Raw genomic sequence first — 6,998 nt, forward strand, 5'->3', positions numbered from 1 at the left:
AAATAGAAGTCGGCATCGTTACAGCCCAGCTCGGCGGCACGCATGTAGTCGCGTAGCGCGTCGTCGTATTTGCCGCTGCCTCGACGCGCCGTGCCCAGATTCATCCAATACGCGCCCTCGCCCGGCACCTTCTTGGTGAGATCGGCGAACACGCGCTCGGCGTCGGCATAACGTTCCTGCGCGTGCAGGATGGCTCCCAGCAAGCCCAGAGCGCCGACGTCGCCCGGACGCTGGGCAAGCAGCTGGCGACACTGCGCCTCAGCCGCGGTCAGCTGATTCGCGTCGAACAGCATTGCAGCCCGCTGCAGTAATGCTTCAGTCATGGACGACACACTACATAGAAAAAAGGCCGCGTGGCAGAGCCGCGCGGCCTTGAATCGTCGCCGCCCGCGTGAGCAGGCGGCGAGCTACGTCATCAGAACTTCTGAGTGACGCCGACATACCAGCGACGACCCAGCAGGTCGTAGGTGGACACGTCGGTGTTGGCGTTGGTCACGTTGTTCTGGAACAGCAACGGCGGGACCTTGTCGCCCAGGTTGATGCCGCCGACCTGGATCTTGGTATCGGTCGGGAACGTGTAGCCGACAGTCGCGTCGACATACGTCATCGAACCGATTTCCAGCGGTGGCTCATCCGTCAAGCCGCCGTCCGGACCATCGACTCGCAGGCTGTGGATGTAACGCAGCGTGACCAGGCCGTCGAAGCCGCCCATCGCCCAACCGATACCCAACAGACCGCGCCACTTGGCGTAGTTGCCGAACTGACGATCGAACGTACCGGCGATTTCCACCGGAGTTGCACCCGGCGACGGCGTGTTCTCGTAGCTGTTGATACGAGTCATGTCCAACGTGAAGTTGAACGAGCCCGCCGCGGTATCCCGCAGCGAGTACTTCACGCCGAAGTCGATACCGTCGGTCTGCAGCTCGCCGAGATTCACGATCGGCTCGACGAAGACCTGGTGCAGGCCCGCGTTGTTGCTGGTCGAGGGATAACGGAACTGCAGATCGCAGAACTCCGGACTGCCGGTCTGCACGCACTGATCGATGGCGAAGTTCGGATCCAGGGCCGTGATCAGGTCCTTGATCTTGTACTTCCAGAAGTCCACCGACACCGACAGGCCTTGGATGAAGCCCGGGTCATACACCACGCCGAAGGTCACCACGTCGCCGGTTTCCGGTTTCAGGTTCGGGCTGCCGACCACCAAGCCGGTGATCTGGCTGTTCGGCTGCGAGAACGTGCCATCCAGCGGCACGCCTTGGCAGGCCAGCGCCAGATTCGGGTTGGCGGCCACGTCGCCCGGGGTCAGGCCCGTGCAAGGATCATTGAAGGTCGGCGAGTCCTGCGACGGCGCCTTCGACAAGTCCAGCAGGGTCGGCGCACGGAACACCTGTGCGTACGAACCACGAACCAACAAGTCGCTGATCGGGCGGTACTCGACTTTGAACTGGGCATTGGTGTCGTCACCGATGCTGTCCTTCGAGTAGTCCGAGTAACGCACGCCGGCGGTCACATTCAAGGACTGCACGCCCGGCAGATCCTTCAACAGCGGCACGAAGAACTCGGTGTACAGCTCGCGAACGTTGTACTTGGCATGCGAGTCGCCGGTACAGGTTTCCTGTGCCAGCAAGCACGACAGATACAACGGCGGCTCACCGCGCGTCAGCACGTCGGTCTCGAAGTCGGCGCGTTGAGTACGGTATTCCGCGCCCACCGCCATCAGCACCGGACCGGCCGGCATGTCGAACAGCTCACCGTTCGCGTTCAACGCGTAGCCCTGGCTCTCGTAGACGTAGTCGGTGCGATAGTTGGTCGAGATGGCCTGCAACGCTGCGATCTGCGCCGGATCTTCCACGTTGAAGATGTTGATCGGCGTACAACCGGCGATGACGTTGCCCGGCGTACCGCAAACGATGTTGCCGCCGCCCGCGTCGAACGATGGGCCCAGCGCCTGCGCCAGTTGCGGTCCGAGCAAATAACCGGAGACGTTGGTGTTCTGGCCCATGTGACCGAGCTGCGCGCCCACGTCCCACTGCCAGCTGCTGCCACCGAAGTCGCCGCGCAGGCCGAGGTTGCCGATGGTGCTCTCGGTTTCGGCTTCGCTGCGGCGGCTGCCCAGCGCTTCAAGACGCACCTGCATGTTCGGGTTCAAGCCTTCGACGCCGCCGAACGCCAGGCCTTGGCCCACCGCCCAGCCGGTCGGAGCCACACCGTACGGGTTGTTGCCGAACGGGTTGTAGTAGCTATCCGCCGAAATGATGGTGTCATCGGCATTCGCATCGAACGGCAGCGAGGCCAGATTGAAGCCGGCGGTGGTGCGGCTGTAAACCACTTCACCGTACGCTTCCACATGATCGTTGATCTTGTAGTTCAACATCGTGAAGATGTTGCTGCGCTCCTGCGGAGTGATCAGCAAGTTGTACGGCTGATAGTTATAGAAGTCGCCATTCGCGAAACAGTGATAGTTCGCGGTGTCGGCCGAGGTGCCCGACGCGCCGTTGTTACGAGCGACGCTCGAGCAGCCGCCGAAGGCGTCACGTTGCGGGCTCCCGGCCGGCAAACGAATACGACCCACGTTGGTGCGGCTCGAGCCGCCGGCGGTAATCACGCCGCCGTACAAATACAACGCAGCAGCGGAGAAGTCGCGATCGGCCGCGGACACCGAGTCCTGCTTGTTGTAGTTCACACCGAAGATCACGCTCAGCTTGTCGCCGCTCGAACCGAGCGTGAGGCTGGCGGACTGATGTTCGCCGTCGCTCTCGCCGGTCTGGCCGTATTCGACGTTGACTTCGGCGCCGTCGAAATTCTTCTTGGTGATGAAGTTCACCACGCCGGCGATAGCATCGGAGCCGTACACGGCGCCCGCGCCTTCCTTCAACACTTCAACGCGCTCGATCATGTTGATCGGGATCATGTTGATGTCGACGGCCGAGGTCGTGCCGTTGGCACCAAGGACGTTGATACGACGGCCGTTCAACAGCACCAACGTGCGCTGCGCACCGAGACCGCGCAGTTCGACGTTGGATTCGCCGGTGCCGCCGCCGTTGTTTACTTGCGGATTGGTGGCCGCGCCGGAGATCGCCGGCACGCGCATCATCAAGTCGCCCATGGTTTGTACGCCGGTGTTGGCGATGGTGCCTTGATCCATCACGAACACGGGGCTGGCGGTTTCCTCATCCACACGACGGATGCGGGAACCGGTGATCACGACCTCTTCGATGGGTCGCGCCGAGGAGTCCTGCTCCTGAGCCAATGCCGGCACCACCGGCAGCGTGACTGTGGCACTGGCCACCAGCACGCAATGCACTGCGTGCCGCAGCGAGTTACTCGTTGATTTCATTTCTGCTCCTCCTGCAAGAGGGTAAATTTATAAAGACCTTCAGCTTCCGATCAGAACGTGATCGATCCGCAACAGCTATCGCGCTGAAATTCGACAGCGCTGGACCCAAGTGTGCTGAGCATACAACTGTTGCTTTGACGGCAACAAGCACGCGACCAAGAAGTTCCCGGGATGAGTCGGTTGTAAATCACTTACTTAAGTAAGGGTTGTGGAGCACAAACTGATGCAGCAAATTATCGGCGTTGTACAAGGGCAACGACGGTTGTGGTAGCCCGATTTACCACCGCGGGCACCCCGACCCTGTAATTTTTCCCCGACAACGGAATAATGTGAGGCGCGCGGCGGGGTCATTCGAGCGGCACGATGACGACACAGATCCAATTGAATCCGAAGCTTGACCGGCGCCTGATTCGCGAAGTGTTCAAGTCGCAAGGCCGAGTCCACATTCCAGATGTACTCACTCCGTCCAGTGCCACGGCGCTGTTCTCGCACCTCGAAACTCGGACACCCTGGCAGCTGTGCTTCAATGTCGGCCAACGGCACGTCGATGTTGCGCACCATCAGCTAATGCTGATGCCGCCCGAACAACGGGAAGCGATGTCACGCGCCATGCTCGATCAGTCCCGGCGCGGCTTTCAATACGTATTCGAAAACTATCCGTTGTTCGACCTCTACCAAGCCGGCGAGCGCGACACGCCGCTGCTGGCCATGCACGAGTTTCTGAATTCCGAGGAATTTCTGCAATTCGCGCGCCAAGTCACCGGTTTCGAGCCCATCGCCTTCGCCGACAGCCAAGCCACCAAATACCTACCCGGTCATTTTCTAACCGAGCACGACGACAACGTCGCAGGCAAACAGCGTCTCGCGGCCTACGTATTTGGTTTCACGCCCGATTGGCGCGCGGACTGGGGCGGCATCCTGCAGTTCATCGACCGTGACGGTCACATCGCCGAAGGCTACGCACCCAAGTTCAACGTGCTGAATTTATTTCGGGTCCCTCAAACGCATAACGTGAGTTACGTGGCTCCTGCTGCCGGCCAGCCTCGCTACAGCATCACGGGCTGGTTGCGCGCCGCTGGCTGAACCTGACTTTGGCTGACTAACTTTAGTTAGGGCACAAATAAAATTAAATTTGGGAAAAATAGTTCCCTTCAGCGCGGGTAGCCGCCGGAAAGTTTGTCTCCGAGCAACACCCCTGAAGCACTTTGCAAATCTTGGTCGGTGATGGTTACGACGTGGCTGCCGGTCAGCGGTTGACCTTGCGCGTCCAAAGTCCGCGGGATGCGCGAGCCGGCGATGAAGTATTTATTCCACTTCGGCGTCTGGTTGAAAGCCTGGTTGAGACTCTGGTCCGAGTCGGGCGAGTGCGCGCAGCCGGTAAGAGCCAGCGCAATGGTGAGCATCAGGCCGCAGCTAGTCAGGGGTCGCGACATCACACACCTCGCCACTCTGAGCACCGGATCGCCCGTTTTTGTTTGGCAGCCAGTATAGCCCTGGTTTACCACAAAAAAGGGCGGCTCGTTGCCGAGCCGCCCTGATGGATCGAAACCGACCGAGCGACATCGATCCAAGCGTGCTTAGAAGCCCACCGTGATCTGTCCATAGATACGGCGGCCGATCACGTCATAGGTCGACGGATCGGTGCCGGACTGCACGTTCGGTGCATAACGCGGCGGCTGCTTGTCGGTAGCGTTGTTCAAGCCGATGCGGAACGAGGACTTGTCCATGAACTTCCAGGTTGCCGACACGTCGACGTAGGTGATCGAAGGCACCCCCGTGAAGCGTTCACCCGGGAACTGCACTGCCGCCCGATTATCCATCTCGCCGATCCAGCGCAGACGCGCGCCGAATGCGAACGGCCCGATGCCGTACGAAGCACTCAGGTTGGCGCGCTGTTCCGGGAAGCTCGAGCCCAAGCCCGCACCGAAGTACGAAATGGTGCCCGCATAGTCGATGGCCGGCAGACCCGGACGGTCCGACTGCTTATACGACAGCAGATAGTTGTACAGGAAGTTCACACCCAGTTCGCCCACCGGCAGCCCGACGCTGTAGTTGACCTGCAAGTCGATACCGTCGGTCTTGATCGAACCACCGTTGATACCCGGGTAGGTGCCGTCGTCGTTGTCCGGCGAGAACACGCCCTGAATGTCGGCGCCACCACGGGTCACACCGGCGCAGAACGGATCATCGGCACTGTAAGTCGGGTTGGTGCCGAAGTAGTTATAACAAGCCGCCACATACAGATTCGCCGACGGATCGATGATGGGATCGGAGATATCGATGGTGTAGTAATCCAGCGAGGCTTGCAGCCCTGCCAGCGCACCTTCCCAAGGCGAAGTGAACACCACGCCGAGGGTGATCGTATCGGCGCTCTCCGGCTCCAAATCGATGTTGCCAGTGGTCGTGATAGAGATCTGATTGCCCGGCGTCTGCACGTAGGTATTTGCAGTGGCGTCGTTCAGGCCCGTGGCGACACACAGTGCACGCATGAGAACAGCGTCTGCGCCAGTGCGCTTGACCGTGTTGGACGAACAAGGATCGAAGTACTGCGGCGCCGAGCCGCCGCCGTCGAACAACTCGTCGAAATTCGGTGCACGAACTGCGCGCTGATACGAAGTACGCACACGCAAGCTGTCGATCGGCACCCAGCTCAACTCAGCCTTGTAGGCATTCGAGCTTTGGCTGTCGCTCTTGAGGTCGGCGATCTCGTCCTCGAACTTGCTCTCCGAGTAGCGATAACCCAAGCTCAGCTCGAGCGACTTCGCGGCCGGCGCATCGCTCAACAACGGAATCAAGGCTTCGGTGAACAAATCCTTGAAGTTGTTGTTGCCCTTGGCCGGGCTCTGCGCATTCAAGCCGGAAATCGGGCCGCTGCTGTTACCCGGATTGAAGTCGTAATCGAACCAGCGGCCTTCAGCGCCCACCACCAGCGAGATCGGACCCGCCGGCACCTGGCCGACTTCGCCGGTCACGAACGCCTGCACGACGCGCTGTTCGAATTCGGTCTTCAGCTCCGTCGGCGCCACTGTGATGTAAGCCGCGCACTCCGGCGAAAGCGGGTTGCGACCAAAGAAGTTCAAGCCGCCAGCGCACAGACTGGCGCCACCGTCCAGCGCCGCGACTGCATCGACCACGCGCTGCGTGTCGATGTTGCCGGTCTGGACTTCGGTGATCTCAGTCTTGCCTTGCGACGCATAGGCTTCCCACTTCCAGCTATCGCCGAACAGCGGACCGCGTGCGCCCAAGGTGGCCTGCACTACTTCATTGTTATATGCCGACTGACGCAGACCGGTAGTCAAGGTACGCGTGCGGATCATGAACGGCTGAGTCGCGGGATTGGCAATGCCCACCAAGTTCGCGTCGCCGATAGTTCGCTGCGCCAGCAAGGCGCGAAAATCGTTCGGAATGAACGGATTGGTCAGCGGCACTACCAGGTTGTTGGTCACAGTGCGACCTGGGACCACCAGGGCCGACGTCGCCTGAATCGCCGAGGCCTGGCCAGGCGCACGCGTGCCCACTGTCGGAAATGGCGTCGGCGCCAGCGCAGTGACCGAGTCATATTCCGTGTAGCCGGCGTTGGCGAATATCTCCACGCCACCGCCCACTTCGAACTTGAACTTACCCATCGCCGACTTGCGCTCCAGCGGCAGGGTCAGGATGT

At 60.6% G+C, this 6,998-nt stretch carries 5 protein-coding genes; 1 reads left to right on the forward strand and 4 read right to left on the reverse strand.

Annotated elements, in window-relative coordinates; genetic code table 11:
* Positions 1-323: tetratricopeptide repeat protein (locus JNL55_RS33220; protein WP_293864927.1), on the reverse strand; the 323-nt coding region annotated here is incomplete at its 3' end.
* A gap of 92 nt (positions 324-415) precedes the next feature.
* A complete protein-coding gene (locus JNL55_RS33225) occupies positions 416-3,337 on the reverse strand; it encodes a TonB-dependent receptor plug domain-containing protein (protein ID WP_293864930.1) in 2,922 nt (973 codons plus the stop codon).
* Between the two features lie 363 nt (positions 3,338-3,700).
* Here JNL55_RS33225 and JNL55_RS33230 point away from each other — a divergent pair, with 363 nt between their 5' ends.
* Positions 3,701-4,420: a 2OG-Fe(II) oxygenase gene (locus JNL55_RS33230; protein ID WP_293864932.1), complete on the forward strand. Its 720-nt coding sequence runs from the start codon at positions 3,701-3,703 to the stop codon at positions 4,418-4,420.
* A 68-nt stretch (positions 4,421-4,488) separates the two neighbouring features.
* On the opposite strand, the gene JNL55_RS33235 is transcribed toward JNL55_RS33230, so the two are convergent.
* Both JNL55_RS33235 and JNL55_RS33240 read right to left on the reverse strand, forming a co-directional pair.
* Entirely contained in the window at positions 4,489-4,740 is a 252-nt protein-coding gene (locus JNL55_RS33235) for a hypothetical protein (protein ID WP_293864934.1), read from the reverse strand.
* A 174-nt stretch (positions 4,741-4,914) separates the two neighbouring features.
* Positions 4,915-6,998: TonB-dependent receptor (locus JNL55_RS33240; RefSeq protein WP_293864937.1), on the reverse strand; the 2,084-nt coding region annotated here is incomplete at its 5' end.

Source organism: Steroidobacter sp. (assembly GCF_016790065.1).
Taxonomy (GTDB): Bacteria; Pseudomonadota; Gammaproteobacteria; order Steroidobacterales; family Steroidobacteraceae; genus Steroidobacter.

Excerpts from the sequence above, each read along its gene's own strand:
- JNL55_RS33225 (WP_293864930.1), bottom strand. The coding sequence starts at position 3,337 with ATGAAATCAACGAGTAACTCGCTGCGGCACGCAGTGCATTGCGTGCTG.
- JNL55_RS33230 (WP_293864932.1), top strand. The coding sequence starts at position 3,701 with ATGACGACACAGATCCAATTGAATCCGAAGCTTGACCGGCGCCTGATT.
- JNL55_RS33235 (WP_293864934.1), bottom strand. The coding sequence starts at position 4,740 with ATGCTCACCATTGCGCTGGCTCTTACCGGCTGCGCGCACTCGCCCGAC.